This window comes from Shewanella oncorhynchi, assembly GCF_012584455.1.
GTDB lineage: Bacteria > Pseudomonadota > Gammaproteobacteria > Enterobacterales > Shewanellaceae > Shewanella > Shewanella oncorhynchi.
In genome coordinates this window covers 88,917-110,568 of the sequence record NZ_JABAEB010000003.1, presented here as the reverse complement: position 1 = coordinate 110,568, position 21,652 = coordinate 88,917, and the positions used below count along the sequence as shown (strand labels likewise).

Annotated in this window: 17 protein-coding genes and 1 other RNA gene; 7 read left to right on the top strand and 11 right to left on the bottom strand. The window is 42.1% G+C overall.

Features of this window, described 5'->3' with window-relative positions; genetic code table 11:
• Window positions 1–59: 59 nt before the first annotated feature.
• On the top strand, window positions 60–569 hold the full coding sequence (locus HGO26_RS04980) for a diguanylate cyclase domain-containing protein (RefSeq protein WP_028760435.1): 510 nt from the start codon (window positions 60–62) through the stop codon (window positions 567–569).
• 70 nt (window positions 570–639) lie between these two features.
• Here HGO26_RS04980 and HGO26_RS04975 read toward each other — a convergent pair whose 3' ends face one another.
• The 10 genes from HGO26_RS04975 to HGO26_RS04925 all read right to left on the bottom strand — a co-directional run bounded on the left by HGO26_RS04975 (window position 640) and on the right by HGO26_RS04925 (window position 15,621).
• Window positions 640–1,887, bottom strand: coding sequence for a tetratricopeptide repeat protein (locus tag HGO26_RS04975; protein WP_105252916.1), 1,248 nt, complete (start codon window positions 1,885–1,887; stop codon window positions 640–642).
• Window positions 1,887–2,513, bottom strand: a complete 627-nt coding sequence (locus HGO26_RS04970; RefSeq protein ID WP_113938835.1) for an energy transducer TonB — start codon at window positions 2,511–2,513, stop codon at window positions 1,887–1,889. The genes HGO26_RS04975 and HGO26_RS04970 overlap by 1 nt, the downstream gene beginning before the upstream one ends.
• A gap of 1 nt (window position 2,514) precedes the next feature.
• The gene (locus HGO26_RS04965; RefSeq protein ID WP_028760438.1) at window positions 2,515–2,919 is read right to left on the bottom strand and encodes an ExbD/TolR family protein; all 405 of its coding nucleotides are present in this window, start codon (window positions 2,917–2,919) and stop codon (window positions 2,515–2,517) included.
• Between the two features lie 13 nt (window positions 2,920–2,932).
• Complete coding sequence (locus tag HGO26_RS04960) at window positions 2,933–3,460, bottom strand: MotA/TolQ/ExbB proton channel family protein (RefSeq protein WP_081729046.1); 528 nt, start codon at window positions 3,458–3,460, stop codon at window positions 2,933–2,935.
• The gene (locus HGO26_RS04955) at window positions 3,460–4,815 is read right to left on the bottom strand and encodes a MotA/TolQ/ExbB proton channel family protein (RefSeq protein WP_168823674.1); all 1,356 of its coding nucleotides are present in this window, start codon (window positions 4,813–4,815) and stop codon (window positions 3,460–3,462) included. Before HGO26_RS04955 ends, HGO26_RS04960 begins: the two co-directional genes overlap by 1 nt.
• Window positions 4,815–5,597, bottom strand: a complete 783-nt coding sequence (locus HGO26_RS04950; RefSeq protein ID WP_105252918.1) for a DUF3450 domain-containing protein — start codon at window positions 5,595–5,597, stop codon at window positions 4,815–4,817. The genes HGO26_RS04955 and HGO26_RS04950 overlap by 1 nt, the downstream gene beginning before the upstream one ends.
• Window positions 5,598–7,446: 1,849 nt before the next feature.
• A complete protein-coding gene (locus HGO26_RS04940) occupies window positions 7,447–8,403 on the bottom strand; it encodes a class I SAM-dependent methyltransferase (RefSeq protein ID WP_168823672.1) in 957 nt (318 codons plus the stop codon).
• A gap of 288 nt (window positions 8,404–8,691) precedes the next feature.
• Window positions 8,692–11,322: a TonB-dependent receptor plug domain-containing protein gene (locus HGO26_RS04935; protein WP_168823670.1), complete on the bottom strand. Its 2,631-nt coding sequence runs from the start codon at window positions 11,320–11,322 to the stop codon at window positions 8,692–8,694.
• A gap of 435 nt (window positions 11,323–11,757) precedes the next feature.
• Window positions 11,758–12,969: a porin gene (locus HGO26_RS04930; protein WP_028760445.1), complete on the bottom strand. Its 1,212-nt coding sequence runs from the start codon at window positions 12,967–12,969 to the stop codon at window positions 11,758–11,760.
• Window positions 12,970–13,191: 222 nt separating this feature from the next.
• Complete coding sequence (locus tag HGO26_RS04925; RefSeq protein ID WP_168823668.1) at window positions 13,192–15,621, bottom strand: DNA polymerase II; 2,430 nt, start codon at window positions 15,619–15,621, stop codon at window positions 13,192–13,194.
• A 137-nt stretch (window positions 15,622–15,758) separates the two neighbouring features.
• Between HGO26_RS04925 and dinG the strand changes: the two genes are divergently transcribed.
• Genes dinG through HGO26_RS04895 form a run of 6 tightly spaced genes read left to right on the top strand, consistent with a single transcriptional unit; the run spans window position 15,759 to window position 21,234 of the window.
• Window positions 15,759–17,831 carry an ATP-dependent DNA helicase DinG gene (gene dinG / locus HGO26_RS04920; RefSeq protein ID WP_131524311.1) on the top strand — a complete coding sequence of 691 codons (2,073 nt, stop codon included), beginning with the start codon at window positions 15,759–15,761 and terminating at the stop codon, window positions 17,829–17,831.
• Between the two features lie 9 nt (window positions 17,832–17,840).
• On the top strand, window positions 17,841–18,614 hold the full coding sequence (locus HGO26_RS04915) for a sulfite exporter TauE/SafE family protein (RefSeq protein ID WP_028760448.1): 774 nt from the start codon (window positions 17,841–17,843) through the stop codon (window positions 18,612–18,614).
• Window positions 18,605–19,273, top strand: a complete 669-nt coding sequence (locus HGO26_RS04910) for a primosomal replication protein (protein ID WP_211085833.1) — start codon at window positions 18,605–18,607, stop codon at window positions 19,271–19,273. Before HGO26_RS04915 ends, HGO26_RS04910 begins: the two co-directional genes overlap by 10 nt.
• Window positions 19,274–19,282: 9 nt before the next feature.
• A complete protein-coding gene (locus HGO26_RS04905) occupies window positions 19,283–19,972 on the top strand; it encodes a DUF2057 domain-containing protein (protein ID WP_168823666.1) in 690 nt (229 codons plus the stop codon).
• A gap of 29 nt (window positions 19,973–20,001) precedes the next feature.
• The gene (locus HGO26_RS04900; RefSeq protein ID WP_168823664.1) at window positions 20,002–20,910 is read left to right on the top strand and encodes a histone deacetylase family protein; all 909 of its coding nucleotides are present in this window, start codon (window positions 20,002–20,004) and stop codon (window positions 20,908–20,910) included.
• Window positions 20,911–20,943: 33 nt separating this feature from the next.
• Window positions 20,944–21,234, top strand: a complete 291-nt coding sequence (locus HGO26_RS04895; RefSeq protein ID WP_028760452.1) for a late competence development ComFB family protein — start codon at window positions 20,944–20,946, stop codon at window positions 21,232–21,234.
• A gap of 219 nt (window positions 21,235–21,453) precedes the next feature.
• On the opposite strand, the gene ffs is transcribed toward HGO26_RS04895, so the two are convergent.
• Window positions 21,454–21,551: signal recognition particle sRNA small type (gene ffs / locus HGO26_RS04890), an RNA gene on the bottom strand.
• Window positions 21,552–21,652 lie beyond the last annotated feature (101 nt).

Here is a 21,652-nt window from a genome sequence, read left to right as displayed (position 1 = left end):
GCCCGCTATTGCAGAACTGTTTCTATACTTAGTTCAAGGTCTGCTATCGGAGTTAATCTATGATCTACTCGTTCCGCAACTCAGGTTTCAGGGATCCTGAAACTGGAGTCTATAACCAAACCTATTTCATGGAAGTATTCAACCGAGAATGGCATCGTCACATGAGAGACCACCAAAGCTTGGCACTATTGTATCTGTGCCCTCACATTCATGAAACCGTCAAACAACCCCATTTACTCGAATTCTTTACTAAACAAGTGCAAGAAGCGCTATTAAGAGCAACAGATATGATTGCTAGGCTAGATCACAATCACTTTGCGTTGGGTTTGTTCAATATAGATGAGGTGGGAACGGAAGTAGTGTTAAAGCGAATAGAACAGCAAATATCTGACTTTAACCAAGATTTTGGTAAACATCATAAACTGACAATCGACTATAAACTGGCTGCCTGTATTTGCCTACCTACACAGGAAAGTAAAATAGAGTCACTCTTCAGTAATGTCAGCCAACTTTCACAACAGCTTGAAAAAAATCATGATCAATCCCAAGCTTTAATCCGATTACAGTAAATAGGTTTATTGATACCAAAGAAAAAGCCCCTTGCGGGGCTTTCGATTCAAACGCTAAATGGCGAACTGATTACAGCGTGATATTATGCATACGAGCTTTCTCTTTAATATAAGAGATATAGCTATTTGCACTCTTCTGTGTCTTCTTATCATTAGCAGCTAACACTGCACGGTTATAAGCCGACTTATACTGTTTCAAACTTAAATGAGCCAAAGCTAATTCAAAGTTTGCTTCACCAGGATGCTCAATACCCATTGATATGGCTTTTTCAAGCACAGGGATCGCAGCTGTATATTGTTCATTCAAGTTTAATAAGCGACCTTGTTTCAAGTAAGTCTTGCCATCATTGCTGATGGCTGCAGCTTTACCGTAATACTCAGCAGCTTGCTTAAACTCTTTCGCATTTTGATAGAAACCCGCCAAAATCTCTAAAGACTTAGCGTCCTCAGCGATCATGCCTGATTTCATATGTTTCTGATAAATTTTAGCGGCTTGATAAGGAGCACCTTTTTGTGCCATTAACTGCGCTAAACGCGTAATGTTGCCCGCGCTATCCAAGAAACCATTTCTATAAGCCAAATCGTAAGTTGCAAGAGACTTGTCATAGTCTTCAACCATCAAATAAAACTGTGCTAATTGAACCCACAATCTGCCATCATCCGGGAATAAAGGCACCATGACTTCTAACACACCAACAGCTTTCTTGTACTTCTTCTGATTGAAGTAAGCAGTCAGCTTCATTTGATACAGACCTTTGTCAGGAGCTTCAGCTAATGAAAGACCTTTGTCGGCCACTTCAATCACTTTATCCCACTGCTTCAGTTCTGAATGCGCAATACCAATACGGCGATACATTTGAGAATCGGCTTTACAAGTAAATTCCATCCACTTGTAATAATAAGGAATCGCTTCCTTAAACTTTTTCTCTTGTAATAGCAAATCAGCATAAAGACGCATAGTTGCAGCATGATCTGTACCACCTAAAATATCAGCTTCAACAGCTTGTTTTAGGTACTTGATCGCGGTATCCATTTTGCCTTTCTCGGCATAAAAGTTACCCAACATACGTGCAACATAGGCTTTGTCGAAGTCGTTCTTGGCATTTGCCTCTAGCAAAATAGCAATAGCTTCATCGACCTGACCATTGGTATAAGCTTCAAATGACTTCTGAACTTTCTTCGCCGCGCTTTCACCCACAGCTTTAGATTGACGTTTGTCGATAGCACACTTTTCTTCTGCGACTGCAGATGAAAGAGTTAATGAACCGCCACAAACAGAAAGCAATAATAGAACTGCGATTTTATTAACATTACGCATTATTGGTTGCCTCCTTTATCTAAGGTGAAGTCTAGTTGTACTGTCATACCAGGTTGTTTCAATGGCTTGCCATCAACAATCTTTGGCTTGTACTTCCACTTCTTCAGTGCACGAATCGCTTCTTTATCAAATAAGCGTTTTGGTTCTGCTTGAATAACTTCAACATCGTCGATACCACCGAGTTCGTTAATGGTAAAACGAAGTTGTACCCAACCTTCTTTACCATCACGCGCCGCAGCAATTGGATACTGAGGTTCGATACGAACGATAGGTGTAGCATCACCATCGCGAGTCATCATATTGCCTAATTTAAAACCACCTGCTGAGTGACCTCCTGCTTCTACACCCCCCATATTGAACGACATTGCTGTGTCAATATTGCTCGAAGATTCTGGCGGCGTTGCCTCAGGCTTCTGTGGCTGTTCTGGCGGTGGTGGTGGCTTAGGCACTACCCTTGGCTTATTCTGTGCTTTTGAATCCTGTCTATCCATAGTGATTTCAATTACAGGGGTCTCGGCCGATGTTTCGCCGCGCTGTGCGCCGCCACCGACCAAGAACGCCATAAAAGCGAACAGACCAAAAGTCACAGCAGCACCAATAATGATCGATACTAGTGCTCTTAGCATATTAATCGTTCCCCGCAGATACCGAAATTTTATCTATACCAGCCGCTTTGACTTGGTCTAGAACTTTAACAACTAAGCCATGCGTTGCGTCTTTATCTGCCTGAATCAATACCGCAGCTTCAGGAGCTTCAGCTAACATACGTTCAACGTTTGCTGTTACACGTTCGATATCAACCTGACGGTTTTCCATCATGATCACGCCTGTTTTACTGACGCCGATAAAGATGTTAGCCGAAGGCTTTGAAGTCGCTTGCGAAGCTTTGGGTTTGTTATAATCCAAACCAGAAGGTTTCACAAATGACGTTGTTACAATGAAGAAGATCAACATGATAAACACGATGTCGAGCATCGGTGTCATATCAATTTGCGCTTCCTCGTCTACACTGGAATGCTTTTTACGTGCCATGTTCAATCTCTCTCTAGTGGTGCGGCATGCTGTCTTTTAGCTTTTCTAAACTGATTTTCATTTTTACATCCAGACGAGTACTAAAGAATACTCCCGATAATGCTGCAACCATCCCCGCCATCGTGGGCATAGTTGCCATTGAAATACCAGCCGCCATTAAACGAGCATTACTCGTCCCCTGAACTGCCATCACATCAAACACTGAAATCATACCGGTTACGGTACCTAACAAACCTATCATAGGACAAATAGCTACTAAGGTTTTTATCATCAGCATACGTGCATTCAAATCTTGCTTCGCTTGGGACAGCCAAGCTTCACGGATACGGTGTGCGTACCAAGAGGTGGTTTCCTCTCTAGAATCCCACGCAGATATGATAGCTTTATGTTGCTTTGGTGATATCCAATTAAGATACCAATAACGCTCAAGCATCAATACCCACATTAAGAACAATACAAACGCAACCAACCAAAGGACGTTTCCTCCAGCGGCCATGAAGCCCCTGACGGAATCCCATATGTCCATCAGGTATAGCATCATTAGTTAGCCCTCTTCTCAGCATGTGCGGCGATAATGCCGGCACTTTGCTCTTCCAAAATTTGGGTGATTGATTTGCTACGCGCAACGAGTATTGCATGTAGTAACATCAGAGGCAGAGCCGCAACTAGACCTTGCACTGTAGTAACCAGAGCCATAGAGATACCACCCGCCATCAGTTTTGGATCACCAGTACCGAACAGTTGGATACTTTGGAAGGTCGCAATCATACCTGTTACTGTACCTAGCAGACCTAACATTGGGCCGATAGCTGCAATGACTTTCAAAATTGAAATTCGAGCTTCTAATGCAGGCGTTTCTTTCAGAATAGCTTCATCCAACTTCAACTCTAATGTTTCAACATCAACATCTTTGTTTTCATGGTAAACCTTCAAGATACGACCAAGGGCATTGTTACCTGGATTATCAACATTTTTAGCTTGGCGTTTAACTTTTGCACCGATAGCTGCCAGCACAATGAAACGCTCAACCGCAATTAATAAACCAATTGCAAGTAATATCAGAATAATATAGCCAATGGTACCGCCTGACTCGATACGATCTTCCATGCTAGCTTTGTTAGTAAATATGTTTAACAGTACGCCACGAGCAGGGTCAATATAGAAAGGTGCTGTACCAGAAGCCGTTTCTTCCCATTTAGCAACTGCGCTAACTTGGTAGCCTTCAGGTTGTTGAGACAGCTGTTGTACTAAACCTAATTCAGGGTTATATACAATATATTTACCATCAGCCGTTAAGTTATAAGCACCAATACGATGAATAGTCGTTGTTTTCACGCTACCATCAATTTCGGTAACAGAACCTTCAAACTTAACCACTTTGCCAGATTGCGCCATTTCAAATAGCTGCTCTTGCCAGAATTGTTCTAACTCTTCAATTTTTGGTAATTGCTTACGGGCACCTAAATCAGCAATAAATTTATCGCGATTTGGAAATTGAGCACTGATGTTTGAACTTGCCAGTTTACCTGCGAAATCGCCAGCTTCACCTTTAACTACACCAAACATCTCACCCAAGTCACCTTGAGCCGTTTTTAGATCTTCTTCTAACTGAGCAATTTTACGCTCGTTATCTAAAAACGCTTGGTTCAAATCTTTACCACGTTGCTTTTCAGCAGCCAACGCATTTTTTTCTTTTTGCAGTAAAGCGGCCTTATCGCCACGCTCTGCTTGGAACTCTTGCTCACGCTTGCTGTTGACTTTACCTTCTGCAGCGCGTTCAACTTTAACTTGTTGCAATAATTGGTCAATTGACTTAGGCGCATCAGCAGCGCTCGCCATACCAGCAGTTAAAGAGAAACTTGCAGCCAACACAGCTGTAGTAATTAACTTCTTCATTATTGTGCAGTCTCCGCAGCAGGAATTGGTAACGCGAATAGATCTAGAGCGCCTTGTTTACGGGCAATGCGGATACCTTTGGTCAGTTCACGCAAATAGCTGTCATCTAACTTATCCCAACCCTTAGATTCTGGGTTGTACATCCAGCCAGTCTTTTGATCTAAACTCTGTGCATAAAGAGCAACACGACCTAAGTTAAAGAAGTCAACCAACACTTCTTTACCATCTAGGTTTAACTTACCTTGGTTAACGGCAACAGCACTACCATATTCGCGCTCAATACTATAAGCATCAAGAATTAGACGGTATTTTTCTGCTAATGTGACTTCGGCAGTATTAAGGAGTCTTTTCAGCTCATTAACACGATTAGTACGTATTTCAGAATTAAAAGGTAAATCTAATTGAACAAACTGTTCTAATGATTCAACCATTTTAAACATTAATGGCACAACACCTTGGCGAAGTTTATCAACACCATTGATGTCACCTTGCACTGAATCCATTGTCTTTTGTTGATCAGCGACTAAGCTGGCAACGTAATCGTTATATGATTTCAGTGATTCGCGCTCATCTGCAACAGAACCATACTCAAAAAGCATGTCTTGTGCTTGATCGAAATACTTATCAACGTTCTTTTGCGACGCAGCAGCATCAGCATGGATCATACTATCCGCTTTCTGCACGTCGGTAAGAGGATCTGCAACTACTAAGCTGCTGCTCGCTAATGCCAGCACGCCAACAAGTGCAGTAGCGATTTTTGTTCTATTGCTTACCTTGGACATAGTTCCCAACCAATTTGAAGTGAATAAAAAGGTTTAACTTACCAGCAACATAACGACAAGGAGTAAATACTTGCCGAAAAAATTTCTGTAAGTTCGTCTTTCTCTTGTGATTCTTAGTTTTTCCTTCCCTTTCCTACGCCCTTACAGGCGTAGACCCGCTGGCATCATTTCACAAAATGTTGACCTGTGTCAACATTTCAGACGACTAAAAACTAGTGTAAAGAAGCGTTAATAATGAAATTTTTTACGAAAGGTGTTTTTTTAGGCGAAAATGAATCTTTAGGGTTATTACTTTTTGTTCAAAAAAATAATAAATTAATTTAAATCCTATAAAATCATAAAGATAGCCAACAACCAACTTTGCGTGCCCTCTTTATTAAAATTAACATTTTTTAACATAATGGCGACTCAAGTAGATGTTCTTTACTCAAATCCCCCGATAAGATTTACTTAACTTGAACTCGGTGTTAGAACATCAGAACTAGCGGCACCGTGTGATAAAATCTTTCGACCTCAAATAACCCCATCACACAGAAAGCCTTGACACAACAATTTAGTGAAAGTGTTTTGTGATATCTATGATGTTCCGATGTTGTCATCATAGAATTAGAGAAAACTTCATTAGCTGAAGATACGCACTAATCACATCGCAATAAATGAGATCATGACCACCATTATCTTCTTCCAGATGCCCACCATAGTGCTTTCAAAACGTCTACACAGGCAAATAACTCATTTTTACAAGTTAACTTCCCCAAATTTACTCAATTACCCCCCTTTTCTTGGAGTTTGGAGTAATGACTAGGATCTGTTGCTCATCCGAGAGTGATTTTTAGACAGCATAGCAAGACGTATAATTTGTTTTGCAAAAAAAGCTATTAATCTCAAACCATGCCAAGATTTATGTTAACTGATACCCACTGGGGAAAACTATTTCATTGATGTTATGGAAAGCACAGGCCATGTCTATGATAAACTTGAACATTCAAAGGAATTCTTTATCGCCATCGACAGTTATTCCTTTGCAAAATTTCCCCAAAGAGTTCAATCATTGGAGTACAATCTTTAGACAACTTCATTTATGGTAAGAAAAAAGCATACAGGCATATCTATAAAAGCCTTAACTAGCCTTGCTAACACGGAATTAGTCTTTATCGATGGCTCGATATTCCACGCACATTAGTACTGAACTGATGCAACAACACAGAACAATGAGAGCCGAAGTAAAAGTCGAAGCTGTAATTAAACTTATAGCAGTCGATAGCGGAGAATTGCCGATTTAAGTCGAATTATCAGAAGGCCAGAGGCACAGTATTACTTATCGCACCCAGCCTCATTGGCACTTGAAGCTGCTAACGGTTTGATACCGAGCTTGCAGATGAAGGTTATGGAAGTGATACTTTTCCGGAATTATCCGCAAATAAAGGCGAGAAAACAGTTATATCCAAAGCGATACTATAACAATACACCTCAAGTAAAGGTAGAAAGGTGTTTATATCTATTTGGGCATTTGGTGGAGAAAGCCATTTGAAGAATTACGCCAGCATGGTTCTACTAACGTTTACATTCATGTAGTTACAGATGTATTACTGATGTATTGCTAATATATTACTGAGTAATACTTGTACAACTAAGATCAATATCATAATATCTATCCTAATATCCATGATGAAAACCTCCTGATTCATATGCCAGCTTGAAATTTGACAGAATACAGAAAATTCTAGTACTAAGGCGTCCAATACATCGCTAATGATAAAGGTTACGAGTCACACATATAAATTGGAATTTTAACTAAAAAGCCTGACGGAACAACTTAACTCTATGTAAAAGAATGCATTTCTAAACATCATTTTGAAAAGGAAACGTACCATGCAAATATATCCCCCGTACTACTAACCACATTTTCCACCATTAGCTCTTTGATACCACGCGGTTCCAAATATTCTCTAAAACTATTCATATCCTCAATACTTCTTGAAGCAGCTACTAACTCAGTTAATCGCAGTCTGTAGACCGCAAGCTGTCTATTCACAAATGCAAGATAATCCATTTTTTTTCCGATAGACCAAAATAAACCACTCTTAAAAAATTCATTAATATAATTTAAAAATTCACTTTCACAGAGTGATTTTTCATCATAAGATGCTAATGTAGAAAGTAGGCGGTTTATTTCCGAACGACTTTTTTCACATTTCTCGCAAGATTTTATTCTAATCAAATCTTGCCTATCAGTCATCCTTCCCATATCAAGAGATATTTTATTCAAAGAAAACATTATACTTTCAATTTCAGGGCGTTCCAAAAAAGAAAGTAGTTTACTGTTATAAAGAACAATAACTGAGTTTTCATGGTGTATTACAGCATGAAATTTCCCATTATCTTTCAAAACCCTAAGAACCTCAGGCATTGAGGTACATATATCTGAGTACTCAATTCCAAACTGGGAGATGACAGTGTCAAACTCACTATCTGAAAATGGTAATAACTCTACAGGCGTATTACCCAACAACTCAATAACCACATTTTTATTTGTATGTGTGTTTGCAAGAGGGACTAGATTTATATCAGCATAGTCCACCCCTTTAACTTCTCCAACAACACTTAATTTACTAAAATAATCTTGAATTAAGAGTGGTAAAGCCCCATTACCTGTTGCTACATCAAGTACTTTAAACCCCATTGAAAATTGACTAAAAACATTTGACCATATATCTTTCAACTGACCAGTATAGTTCTCCTTAAAGTCGGTACCAAAGGATGTAACATGTCCTAATTTCCAATATTCACTCCAATGACTCGTCATTCTCCCCCCTATAAAAATTATCAGAAACTTATGGTAAAACTGCACAAAAAAATTTATCACTCCCTGACAAAAATTAAAAACAATTGTCATGAAACATAGAGTTTACATTCTTTCACACTACCAAACGTTTAATCTTTAGCACCCAGAATTACACCATTATAAAATTGCAACTCCTGAAATTAAATAAATTTAAAATCAAACTTATTTTCAGCGCGTTCGAAGACAACTGCTTTATATAATTAAAAAGCCAGTTATTAGAACTGGCTTTTATATTAAATCCCAATAAATTTAGAACTTAATTGTGTAGCTAGCACGATATTCACGACCATAGTTGTTATATAGGTCTGCGTTATCATAAGCTCCTTCATTAAGAATCGGATCTTCATCTGTTAGATTATTAACCATTAAAGTGACCGAACCAAAATCTCCAGCATTATATGTATAACTAAGATTATGAATTAACCATGAGTCAAGGTCTCCCTCTGGTACCAACACTAGCCCTGCAGCATCAATAGCTTTATCCTTAGCATATGTACCTGCAGTGTAATTCATATTCCAAGCAAATGTATGATCAGAAACTTTATAAGTTGTAGTGACCACACTCTTATAATCTGGCTGACCTTCCCAACCAGCTGTATTTTGTGCAGTAGCACCACCAATTTGTTCCGAAGTGTAATCAAGAACAAATGAGTTATTCCAATTCACTGAAAATTCACCAATTTGAGTTTCTATATTTCCAGTTAAACCTAGATCTATACCTTCAATTGTTAATTTATCACCATTAGCATAACCAGTACCAACTTTGAGTGTTTTACCTAAAGTTCCATCAGTAGTAGGTGCTCGTTCAACATAAAACGTACTATCTGGGGTCAACTGGCCGTTTGCGATGCCACGCATAACGTTTGTAACACTTCGTTGCGCAATTGCATTGTCAATATCTAAATTAAAATAATCTAACTTAACGGAGAATTGCTCTATTACATCCCAAGCTATACCAAAATTAATATATTGAGAGGTTTCAGCATCCAATTTATCATTCGATGATATATAGGTATCAAACTGTTTTGTAGGACAAGAAGCTGATGCATTTGAAACACAGAATGGGTAGTCTTTTCCGCTTTCAGCACTGAAAGTGTCTGCCGCATTTAATTGATCTAACCTAGGAGCTCTGAATGCTTCAGAATAAGAAGCTCTAACTACTACGTTATCTAATGCTTGCCATCTTACTGATGCTTTTGGAGATAAATTACTACCAAAATCACTATACTTATCGTATCGTGCAGCTAAGTTGACTTCAACACTATCAACTATTGGTAATGCAGCCTCATAGAATGTAGCAAAAACTTGACGATCACCACTTGATGAGTTACCAGCACTACCACCGATTAAACCAGCTTCAGACTGAGCGTCATATACCTCAGAGAAATCCTGAGTAAAGTATTCCATTCCAAAATAATGTGCAACAGCTCCGCCAGGAAGTTCAAATGCATCAAAACCTATGCCACCATTATACTGATGAAATTCAGCACGACTTTGAGTTAAAGTCGTAGCTTTCATGTTTGCAATTCCTTCCTCTGAGCCTAAATCAATACCATTGGCTATATTGTGAGCTAAGCCAGCATAACTTAGATAGTACTCACCAATACTCTTATTATCAGCTTTATTATAGTGATAGTAAAATTCCCAAGAAGCATCGTTTAATGATGGCAGAGTACCACGCAAACCAGTTAAATAATCTTGATTGTAATCATCAACATTACCATCACGAGTTCCAATTCCTACCCAACGCCAGTAACCTGTTGTTTCAACACCATATGGATTATTTGGATTATCCGCAGCCATTTTATTCCATGCTGCTGCAGGTGGTGCATAGCGACCAAATGAGTTGTTTTGGGTGAACATTGTTCTGCCAAACCACTCGACGTCTTCAGCAATCTCATAATTTGCATCAACGTATACAGTATTTCGATCTATTGATGCTTTATTATACGAAACGTTAGCGTTTGCATACATACAGTAAGTCGAACCAGGGCCCCAATCATCATCTGCTGCAACTTTCTTAAACACATCTGAGCCATATTGAGCGGCTAAATCATCACATAATGGCGATGCTTGAGCTTCTGAAAAATCTGGTGACGCAACAGTCGCACCATATATACTCCAACCAATAGTATCAGTGTATGCTTGAATGATTCCGTCGCCATTATTATCTGTCATACTTGCAGCTGTGTACGGACGATCAGCATCAGAAATACCTTTACGGTCTTGATGGTCAAAAGCGAACGTTATGTTACCTTTATCCATCTGATAACCAGCAACCACAGAAAATTCTTTGCTAGTTTGGCCACCATCAGCCTCACGCGAACCGCTTCCAACATTGAATTCAATACCTTGGTAGTTCTTCTTCATGATGATGTTAACTACACCAGCAATAGCATCAGAACCATAAGTAGAAGAAGCACCATCAGTTAAAATTTCAATACGCTCAACAGCAGCCATTGGAATTGCGTTTAAATTTGCGGAACCACCACCTAAAGTAGGAGAACCAGGAAAACGTTTACCGTCAATAAGAACAAGAGTTCTATCCGATCCTGCACCACGTAAATCTATTGTTGCTTGAGATTGAGCTGAACTACCTGATCTTTCAGAGAAAGAACCGAAAGTATTCAAATTACTATTACGCAAAGCATCTGCAACAGTAAGGTTTCCTTCCATTTTCATATCTTCTGATGAAATGGTTGTTACAGGTGAAGCACCTTCTAAATCGCTACGTTTGATGCGTGAACCGGTAACCTCAATACGCTCAACTTTTGCACCATCTTCAGCAGCCAAGACCGCTGGAGCATTTAATGTCGCAGCAGCCAAGCCGCCAAGCAGAGCGTAACGTACTGAATTAGATAATAAATTGTTCTTATACATTGTCTATCTCCCTTGATAATTCATGTTTTTCTTATATTCTGCATCTACATTTATGCATAGATAGCGTAAATTGCTCTATCGCAACCTTAGTTGCTAACACGTCAATTTCAAGAGCAATAAAATCACATATAAAACACTAAATCAACAAATAACAAACAAATAACATATTATCACCCCAACAAAGATACATAAGGATGCGTGATTGATGATTATTTATACAGAAAGTGATTTTAGGGGATGGAGATAGCACAACTTACGTCATAATTGACGTGAGCTTGGTTGTAAGGAGAGAAAATGCTATTTAACACGACCTTATTGAGTTTAATAACCTTTTTGAATGAAAAAGCCCAAAGTTTTACACTTTGGGCTTTGAAGCAACACTTACAACTAGCACAATTCTAAACAATTAAACTATTGTAATAGACAAGGCAGAACTTAAAGTGTGTAACGGATACCAATTGCAACACCGTCAGATTCTGAAAGCGCCATTCTAGCTTCTTGTTCTTTATCTGCACTGGTAAAATCGCTGTAATCTTTACGTGCTTCTACGTAAAGCACTGTGTTTGGGTCCCATACAAAATGCAAACCAACCACGACAAACTGACGTTTGAACTCATCGTTAGGATCGGCATTAAAGTTAGGTTGAATGACATAGTCTTTACCAGCATCAAGCACGTTGTAAGAAATGAATGGACGTAACCCATTGTCAAACTTGTATGAAACTAAACTTTCAATACCATAGGCGTCTTTAATCAAACGACCAATATTGTCTGTGTCATGATTTTCTTGTCTGTTGACGTTTGCAGCAGCGTATAAGCCATTGCTATCGAAGTTACCCCAAGTGATACCCGCACCGTAGATAAGATCAACCGCAGTGGTTTGTTCGCCGTTACCAAAACTCACATCAAACTCACCGCGGTTAACACCCGCAGTTAAGGTCAGCATATCAGTGGCTTTATAAGTCAGCGCGCCACCATAAGTATAATTGTATTCTACTTGTTGAGCCGCTTTATCACCACTTTCCCAGTTCGCTTGACACTGAGCTTGTGAAATATCATCCGTTGTATCACAGGTATAGAAGCTGCTGTTTTTCAACTGTGCTTGAACTGCAAAGCTTACATCGCCAAATGCATTGCGATATTGAACTGTTTTATCACCACGACCAACACCGTTTACCGCGCCATCATCTTTATTATAAGTGTAAACACCTGCAGTGTTACCGTCCCACACAAAACCATAGTTAGTGTTGTAAACGACATCGTACCAAGCGCCCCACTGCTTACCAATAGTCAGTGTTCCATAAGTGTCATGGGACAGACCAGCGTAACCTAATCGGTTATAAAAGAACTCTTCTTGAACAGATTCGAAGCGATTGTTATAGACGATGTCGCTACTACCAACAGGATTCACACCCCATTCCAATTTAGCAAATGCTTTCCAACCGTCAGTCAACTCACGATTAAAACCAAAATTAATGCGAGATGCGCCGTTAACAACCTCTGTTTCGCCTTGAGTGTTGATCACGCGTGCATCAATAAAACCACCGATTTCTACGGCATTTTTATTATCTTTATAGATCTCGATAGCTGAGACTGATGGAACTAAAAAAATTGCTGCAAGCGCAGTTGCTACTAACGTCTTGTTCATTTGGTGCTTAACCTTTTTTGTTTATGTTCTGTCAACGTCATTCCGTTGTTATATTTCCTTACAATTTCCTCTTAAAGGGTAGCAAACTTTCAATATTCCCTCAAAGCTAAACCTAAAGAATATGTCGATTAACATCACAAAAACAAACCAGTTAACCTCTACAAAACAGGTTAAAACGCTACATTCGCCACCCTGCGCAACACATAAAGAACATTAAAAACACTATATTAACAGCAACTGCTTTGACGCAATATCCATGTAGTTTAGTTTCATTATCGAAAAAACAGGCTCGGCAATAGGGCCAATTTGCTTATCAATGTAGTATTGGTAATCAATTGGTGACGTTCTGTACAGTAAGGATTCCGGTCCATTTACAGTAATCAGATAATCAATCTGCGCCCCACGCTTGCCAAAAGAGGCATCTCCTGTTAAGTCGCATAATTGTTGAGCGACTTTAACATGAGGAGAAGATTTAGCCGTGTAATCTTCAATATTGCGTCGCATACGTTTGCGAAATACCAAATCATCATCCAACTCGCCATCAAGCAGCTTTTCAAACACACTGGCCAAATAAACACGGATATCCCTTTGGTTAAACATCCGTTCATAGAGTGACTCTTGAACTTTGCGCGCTAAAGGGCTCCAATCACTGCGCACTTGCTCCATACCTTTAAAAGTAAGCTCAAGTTCATCGCTCGCATTACGCCACGCGCCAACATAACGTTTTTTACTGCCTTCTAACGACCCTCTTAAGGTCGGCATAAAAAACTGCTCATAGTGGCGTTCAAACTGTAACTCGAGAAAACTCTCAACTTGATGATCTTCACCGATCTTAGCCTGCCACTTAGCATTAATTTCCCGCGCCAGAGTGTTACCTAAGGCGTTAATGTCTGAGAGATCAGGCTCGCTGCCAAGCCAGACAAAGGTCGAATCCGTATCGCCGTAAATCACTTGATAGCCCATCTCTTCTATCCATGCGCGGGTTTGTTTCATAATTTGATGACCACGCATAGTGATCGAACTTGCTAACTTTGCATCGTGGAAAACACAACCTTGAGAACCTAAAACCCCATACAACGAGTTCATGATAATTTTTATCGCTTGGGATAAAGGCGCATTGTGCTCACGTTTGGCCTTTTCGCGCTGCTCAGATAATGTTTGGATAAGCTTAGGCAAAATGGGCTGTTGCCGACTGAAACGCCCACCGAGAAACCCCGCAACACATTCAAACTCGGGCAATCGCAAACCTTCAATTAATCCCTTAGGGTCAATCAAAAAGGTACGAATAATGGAGGGATATAGACTTTTAAAATCGAACACTAAAATATGCTTATAAAGTCCCGGCACAGAATCCATCACATAGCCACCGGGGCTTTCGATCCCATCACTCGCAGGAGCATCGGGTGCGACGTAACCGGCTCGATGCAAATGCGGTAAATACAAATGATTAAATGCCGCCACCGAAGCCCCAACCCGCCCCAGCTCTAAACCTGTTAGTTCAGCTCGCGCGAGGGCGAACTCCCATAATTGAGTATAACTAAAAATATCCCACACCAGACGGCTGTCAGTAAGATTGTAATGCGCTAATGCTTGTTTATTGGCCTTAAACAGCTGATCAATTTCTTCAACGCGATTATCCACGTTATGAATAGCCTTGCCTTCACCCAATAATTTCCGCGAAACAAATTCCAACGAGAACCGCTCAAAATGATAGAAAGCCGCCTTGAGCCAATCAATACCATCAAGAACCACTCGGCCCGGTAAAACTAAGGTTTCTGGCCGAAATTTATTGTCAACTTTCCACTCAAGCTTTGCCCCTCCGCGGCCAATGGTGAGCGGAATACGGTGTAATAATGCACGGCGTGACAAGAGTGCGAGGTCAAAACTCACCACTGACCAACCTATGACAAAGTCAGGATCAAACTCATGGAACCACGCGATTAATCGATGAATGAGTGCAGCTTCATCGGCCACCCATTCAATATATTCGGGAGAGTTTGATTCAGCCTCACCCACCATAATCACTTTTTCATAAGTCTGCTTGAGGCTATCTTGCTCACCGTCTCGGCCACTGTCTTGACCATATAGTGCAACCGAATAGAGTAAACCCTCAAAGCTACATTCAAAATCCAGTGAGATACAGCGCAAATGTACAGCCGTTAAAGGGGCAATACTCTTAGCACGCTCGGCGATAAACACAGGCAGCGAATTAGCCTCAAAACTGTCGCTAGTCGGCGCAGAGAAATGCCCTAAAAATGCCACATCCAGCGCCACAAACCGCTCGATTAAATAACGCTGTTCAGGGCGAATGTCGGCTTCAAATAAAGGGATGTCGGCATCTTTAGCGATGCGTTGTAAGGTACGTAAGCTATTGCTCGATTTGGCATAAACACCACTGACCGCGCCGCCTTTAAAGCTTTTGAGCGCTAACGGTACAAACCGCAATGCTTGACCCGGCGTTTGCAACTGCAAAGCCGTGACATCAGTTTGATGACAAAAACAAATGTGTTCAGTGCCTTGCACTTCCACCAGCACAGGGCCTTGGGCGGTAGCCAGATAATACTGCAACACTAAACTCCCATGACGATGAATCGCATGGCGTGTTAAGACTCGACCTTGTACACTAACGGCCGCGGTAGCCTCTGACTTCATCGCATGGGTTCCCAAATCGCGTAGCTAGTCAATTTAGATGGTTCCTCAATTTAAATGCCGCCAAATGGCAGAAAAGTTTCTTAGGCTATGCAATCACTGTTATTATGTACAGCATTAATTCGATAAAGTAGTGACGCATGTTACCTGACAATGTAAAAACCCAGATCCGCGCCATCTATAAGGATATTGCTACCGCCTTGCCTAATTTTAGGCCGCGCCGCGAACAAAACTATATGGTGGCGGAAATCTCTAAGACCCTCGCCGGCGACTATGATAAAGATAGGCGCATCATTGTGGTCGAAGCAGGCACTGGGATCGGTAAATCATTGTCTTATATCCTCGGTACCATTCCACTGGCATTAGCGAGCAAGAAAAAGGTCTGCATCGCTACCGCAACCGTCGCTTTGCAGGAGCAATTACTGCATAAAGACTTGCCCTTCTTCCTTGAGCAATCCGGCTTAAATTTCCGCTTTGGCTTAGTTAAAGGTCGACAACGTTATGTGTGTCTATCGAAACTGGCGATGCTCATCGGTGACGACAACAGTACACAAATGGCCATGTGGCAAACTAAACCAGACAATAGCCAAGTGGCTATGATGCACGGCCTGTTAAAAGACTATAACGAAGGTCGCTGGAACGGCGAAATCGACACCTTAGCCGTGCCGCTGCCCGATCACCTCTGGCAACAAATCGCCTGCGACAAACACAGCTGTCATCGCCAAGTCGCCAGCCACAGAAATTGCCCGTTCCATAAAGCCCGCGAAGATGTCGATACTTGGGACGTGCTCATCGCCAACCACAGCTTGTTATTCGCCGATTTAGAATTAGGCGGCGGCGTGATTTTGCCCGATCCCGAAGACGTGTTTTATGTTATCGATGAGGCACATCACTTACCGATTGTGGCGCGGGATTTCTCCAGTGCACAGGCCACGCTGAGGGGCGCCTGCGACTGGCTCGAAAAAATTGGTAAAACCTGCGCTAAGTTACAAAACCAAATAAAGAGCAACAATATCATTGCCCCCGCGCAGGCGATGCAGGATCACTTAGGCGATCTTATCAGCCAGCTCAATCAAGTGGCCCACTACTGCGATACCCAGACCAAACACTTTGCCAATCCTGAAAACCGTCTGCGTTTTGAGCACGGCAAACTACCAGAGTCATTACTCATTCTCGCCGAAAACCTCGCTGTTACCTCTAATCTAGCCCTCAAACAGTTTAATAAAATGCTGTCACTGCTGGCCGAGGCGATTAAAGATGGCGATATTCCTAAACATCAATCCGAAGCGCTATTGGCCGAAACCGGATTTATGCTGCAAAGGCTCGAAAACCTGCAGAAATTGTGGAGGATGATGGCCAAGGAAGATAAGCACAAAGGTGCACCTATGGCGCGCTGGGTCGAACTCATCACAGGTAAACAAGTGGATTATCTATTTAGCGCTTCACCTATCGAAGTCGGCTTTATGCTGGAATCCATGCTGTGGCAAAAGGCCGCGGGCGTGGTCTTATGTAGCGCCACGCTGCGCGCACTCAATAACTTTGACCATTTCGTGCATCAAGTAGGTTTGTCACTCAACGATGGCAGTCGTTATTTAGCCTTACAATCGCCCTTCGATTACCCCAATAATGCGACACTTTATTTACCCAAAATGCGCACTGAGCCGACGGATGATGCCTATACGGCTGAACTTGCCGAACAAATCATTACCCTTATTGAAGGCGAAATGGCAACCTTAGTGTTATTCGCCTCCTACTGGCAGATGGAAAAAGTGGTTGAATTACTTGAAGGTAAACTCACCACTGAGCTACTTATTCAAGGCAATGCGCCACGGCAACAGTTGTTAGAAAATCATAAAGCTAAATGCGATAAGGGCGAACCAAGCATCTTGTTTGGCACCGGCAGTTTCTCCGAAGGTCTCGACTTACCGGGCGATTATCTGACGAACTTGATCGTCACTAAACTACCCTTTGCCGTGCCAACCTCGCCCGTTGAGCAAGCGCATGCAGAATATGTCAAAGTCAAAGGCGGTAATCCCTTCTTACAACTGACGATCCCAGATGCTTCACGTAAGCTTATTCAAAGTTGTGGTAGATTACTGCGTAAAGAGCAAGATTATGGCCGAGTGACCATTTTAGATAGGCGGTTAGTCACTAAACGCTATGGCAAGTCCTTACTGGATGCCTTACCGCCCTTTAGACGTGTTATAGAGTAGGATTAAAATTTGGAGTTGTTACTCGAGCCCAGTCATTGGGCCCTGTTGGCAGTCATAGGTCTTATCGCTGGATTCATTGATGCCGTCGTGGGTGGCGGTGGCCTATTGTCGATCCCCGCACTGTTAACCTTAGGCATTGCGCCGCATACCGTATTAGGCACCAATAAGTTAGCCGCAAGCTTTGGCTCTTTTATGGCGGCTTGGACCTATTATCGCAAGCACCTCTTTAAACCCTCGTTTTGGTACATGGCTTTTATCGCCACCTTTATCGGCGCAGTATTGGGCAGTTTCTTAGTCTATTTAGTCGATACTCAATGGCTCGAAAAAGTCCTACCCTTGCTGATTATTGGCATCGCCATTTACAGTTTAGTCAGCCCCAATGCGATGTCAGACGTTAACTGCCAAGCACCAACCAGCAAGCCGCCAGCCAAGCAACAATGGCTACAGGGACTGGCTTTAGGCACTTATGACGGTTTTGCTGGCCCAGGCATTGGCGCATTTTGGACCGTCACATCTGGCTCTCTGTATAAACTGCCTTTACTGCACAGTTGTGGCCTTGCCCGTGCGATGACCTTCACCAGCAACTTAACCGCATTGACTATCTTTGGCTGGCTTGGACAGGTAGAGTGGCAAATAGGTTTGTGGATGGGATTGTGCATGATGTTAGGCTCATTTATCGGCGCCCGCTGCGCGATTAAATTTGGCATGCCCTTTATCCGCCCACTGTTTATTTTGATCGTGCTAATGATTGCAGCGAATTTGGCATGGAGCGCATGGTTGTGAACACCCAACAATTACTGGTGATGCTAAAAAATCAGCTCAAAGCGCTAGAACAAGAGGTACTGCAGCACGATAATCGACTCGCGCCGCCACAGCGCAAACTCCTGCAAGAAACGGAGCGTTTTAATCACTCGCTGTTTGTCCAACACGGCGCCCAACTCGGCCCCTGTATTGAACAAATTCGTAGCAGTATTATGCAGCTCGAAAAACAAATTAAGCTTAAACTCGCCCCCCAGACCATTGCCCTGAGCTGTGAGCGGATCCAAGATAGATTTACCGCAGTCAAACGAGCCTTGCTGACCACTTCTATCGACATTAAGTCTAAAACTCAGCAGCGTGCCAGTAGCCGTGCCCGTTTTGCACAGCGCCAGAATCAGTCTCACCAAGCCAGTGGTTTCGATTGGATCGCCAATAACGTGATGCAAAATAGTCATGAGATCTACGAAGAATTGAACAAACATCTTAATTGGGCGAAAAAATTTGAACAAAAAATTGAAGAAATGGAATCAAAACTTGAAAACTGTCATAGTGCTGACAAAATAAAATTGCAAAATGACATCCTTTTGATGCATCGTCGTCTAGGAAAATGCAGGCAAGCTATTAGTTATATAGAAGATCGCATTCAAATATTCGAACGCCCGTATCAGAGTAATAACCGTTAAGGAGTAACAATGAAATCACTTTTGCCAATTAGCAGCCTGCTAGTATTACTCGGATCTGCCTCAGCCTTCGCTGCAGATCTGAACATTCCTATGTCATTTGAGTACCTTGCTCTTGATGGTAAAAAAGTTGAGTCGAGCGTATTCAACCATAAAAGCAGCTTAGAATTGGCCCCCGGCACTCACAAAATCGCCATTCGTTACCATGAAATGGTAGAGGATGATTTTAGTGACAGCCAAACCTTTGTTAAGTCAGCTCCTTTCATCGTTACTTTAGATGTTGATGGCGACCATCAATATTACCTGCAAGCGGCTGAAGGTGAAGTCGTTAAAAAGCCTAAAGTTTACGCGCAAAAACCACAAATCAAATTAACCCGTAGTGACAAAGGCAACGTCAATTACCAAGTGGTGAATACCAATTTAGAAGAAGAAAGCTTCGTCTCTCGCCTTTTCAGTGGTAATCAAGCCGTTGACGTATCCGGTACTGCCGCAGCAGCAACCGGTGCAGTTGGAGCAGTAGTAGCCGTTGCACCAGCACCCGTGACAACATCGGCGACCGTTAACGCAACATCACTCACAGCCCCCGTAGACACCTCTAAAGCAGCAGGAGCCAACCCACAACAAATGTTGCAATACTGGTGGCTACAAGCGGATGAAAAAACCCGTAAAGAATTTATGAGCTGGGCAATTTCACAGCTATAACAACTTGCGATAACGAGGTTTAGTCAATATTGACTCTGATCCCACTGGTTTATCACGCCAGCTATTCCAAGCTGGCGCTTCCTCCCCATCACAGATTTCCCACCACTAAATACGCACATTTACGGCAGTACTTACTCGATAACCACATTGCCACGACTGCACAGTTCCACACGCCAACGGCCATGACTGCAGAAGATGTAATGCAAGTGCATCAACGCGAATATGTAGAGCAATTTATCGCGGGTACCTTGCCAACAGCGGCGCTTAGACGGATTGGTTTCCCGTGGAGTGAAGCCTTAGTTGAGCGTACCTTGCATTCTGTGGCTGGCACCACACTCACAGCTTCATTAGCCATAAATCAGGGTATTGCCCTGCATCTCACGGGTGGCTACCATCACGCCCATTACAATTTTGGCAGCGGCTATTGTATTTTCAACGACCTTATCCTCGCGGCCAGAAATGCCATCGCGAGCCAGCAAGTACACAAGGTACTGATTTTTGATTGCGATGTGCATCAAGGTGACGGCAGTGCAACCCTCAGCCACCAACATCAAGGGATCATCAGTTGCTCGATTCACTGCAAAGAGAATTTCCCGAGTCGTAAGCAGCATTCCCACCATGATATTGAACTAACTAAAGGAGCGGACGATAGTGCGTATCTTGAAACTGTGGAGCAGACACTCGCCCTCCTTATCCGAATCCATCAACCAGATCTGATTCTTTATGATGCTGGGGCCGATATTCATCAAAATGACGATCTTGGCTTGCTCAATATCAGCCAAGAAGGACTGTTCAGACGGGATTTAACTGTGTTATCAATGGCAAAATCGGAAAATATTCCAATTGCAGCCGTGATAGGCGGCGGCTACAGCAGAGACCCACTACAATTAAGCCAAAGACACAGCCAACTTTTTATTGCGGCAAATCATTTGTGGTAGCAAACTCAATGAAAACCGTCATGGAGCATAACAATGCAACTCGAAATCCGTAATTACTACGAAGTTCTTTTAATGGAAATATTGTCAGATGAAGGACTTATGGACGAACTTCCTGAGGACTATCTCGCCGACTTATGTTGCGTGACCTTAAATCAACTGCCTGTGCGCTATATACGCCACCTCGTCGATACTTACTTCTTTGAAGACTATAACGAGCTCCAGGAATTAAAGCGTGAGATCCAAACCGCACTCGAAAAGTCCCGCGCTTTTCTTAAACAAAATCTGCAAAAAAGATTACAGGAAGAAGCCGAAGCCAATCGTTAATTTCGTTAAAGGTTACTGTTGAGAGTATTTTTAGCCGTTGTAGTGGCAAGAACAGAGGCAGGTAATGGATTATCTCATTGTGCAGAAATATTAATGCTATAAATGATTAACGGCAGAAAACGGAAATAGTCTGTAAGCTAGTATATTGAATAAAATAAATTGAGTAGATAGAGAGAAGTGAAACGAGAATAAAACATAGATATTGCAGAATTGGAGGTTCCCCTAGAGCCGACACCCCGGCACACGAGTCGCTTGCTGCGGTTGCTCCCTTCCGGGCCTGGCCGAGTTCACAAGTTATCATTGCGGGGGGACCCTAGGGTCACCATAACTTCGAACATTACTTTGAATGACATAAACCAAAGCATTGCTTGAACGCGAAGGATTATCCCCCATGGACCCTATGGGATCAAGCGCTAAT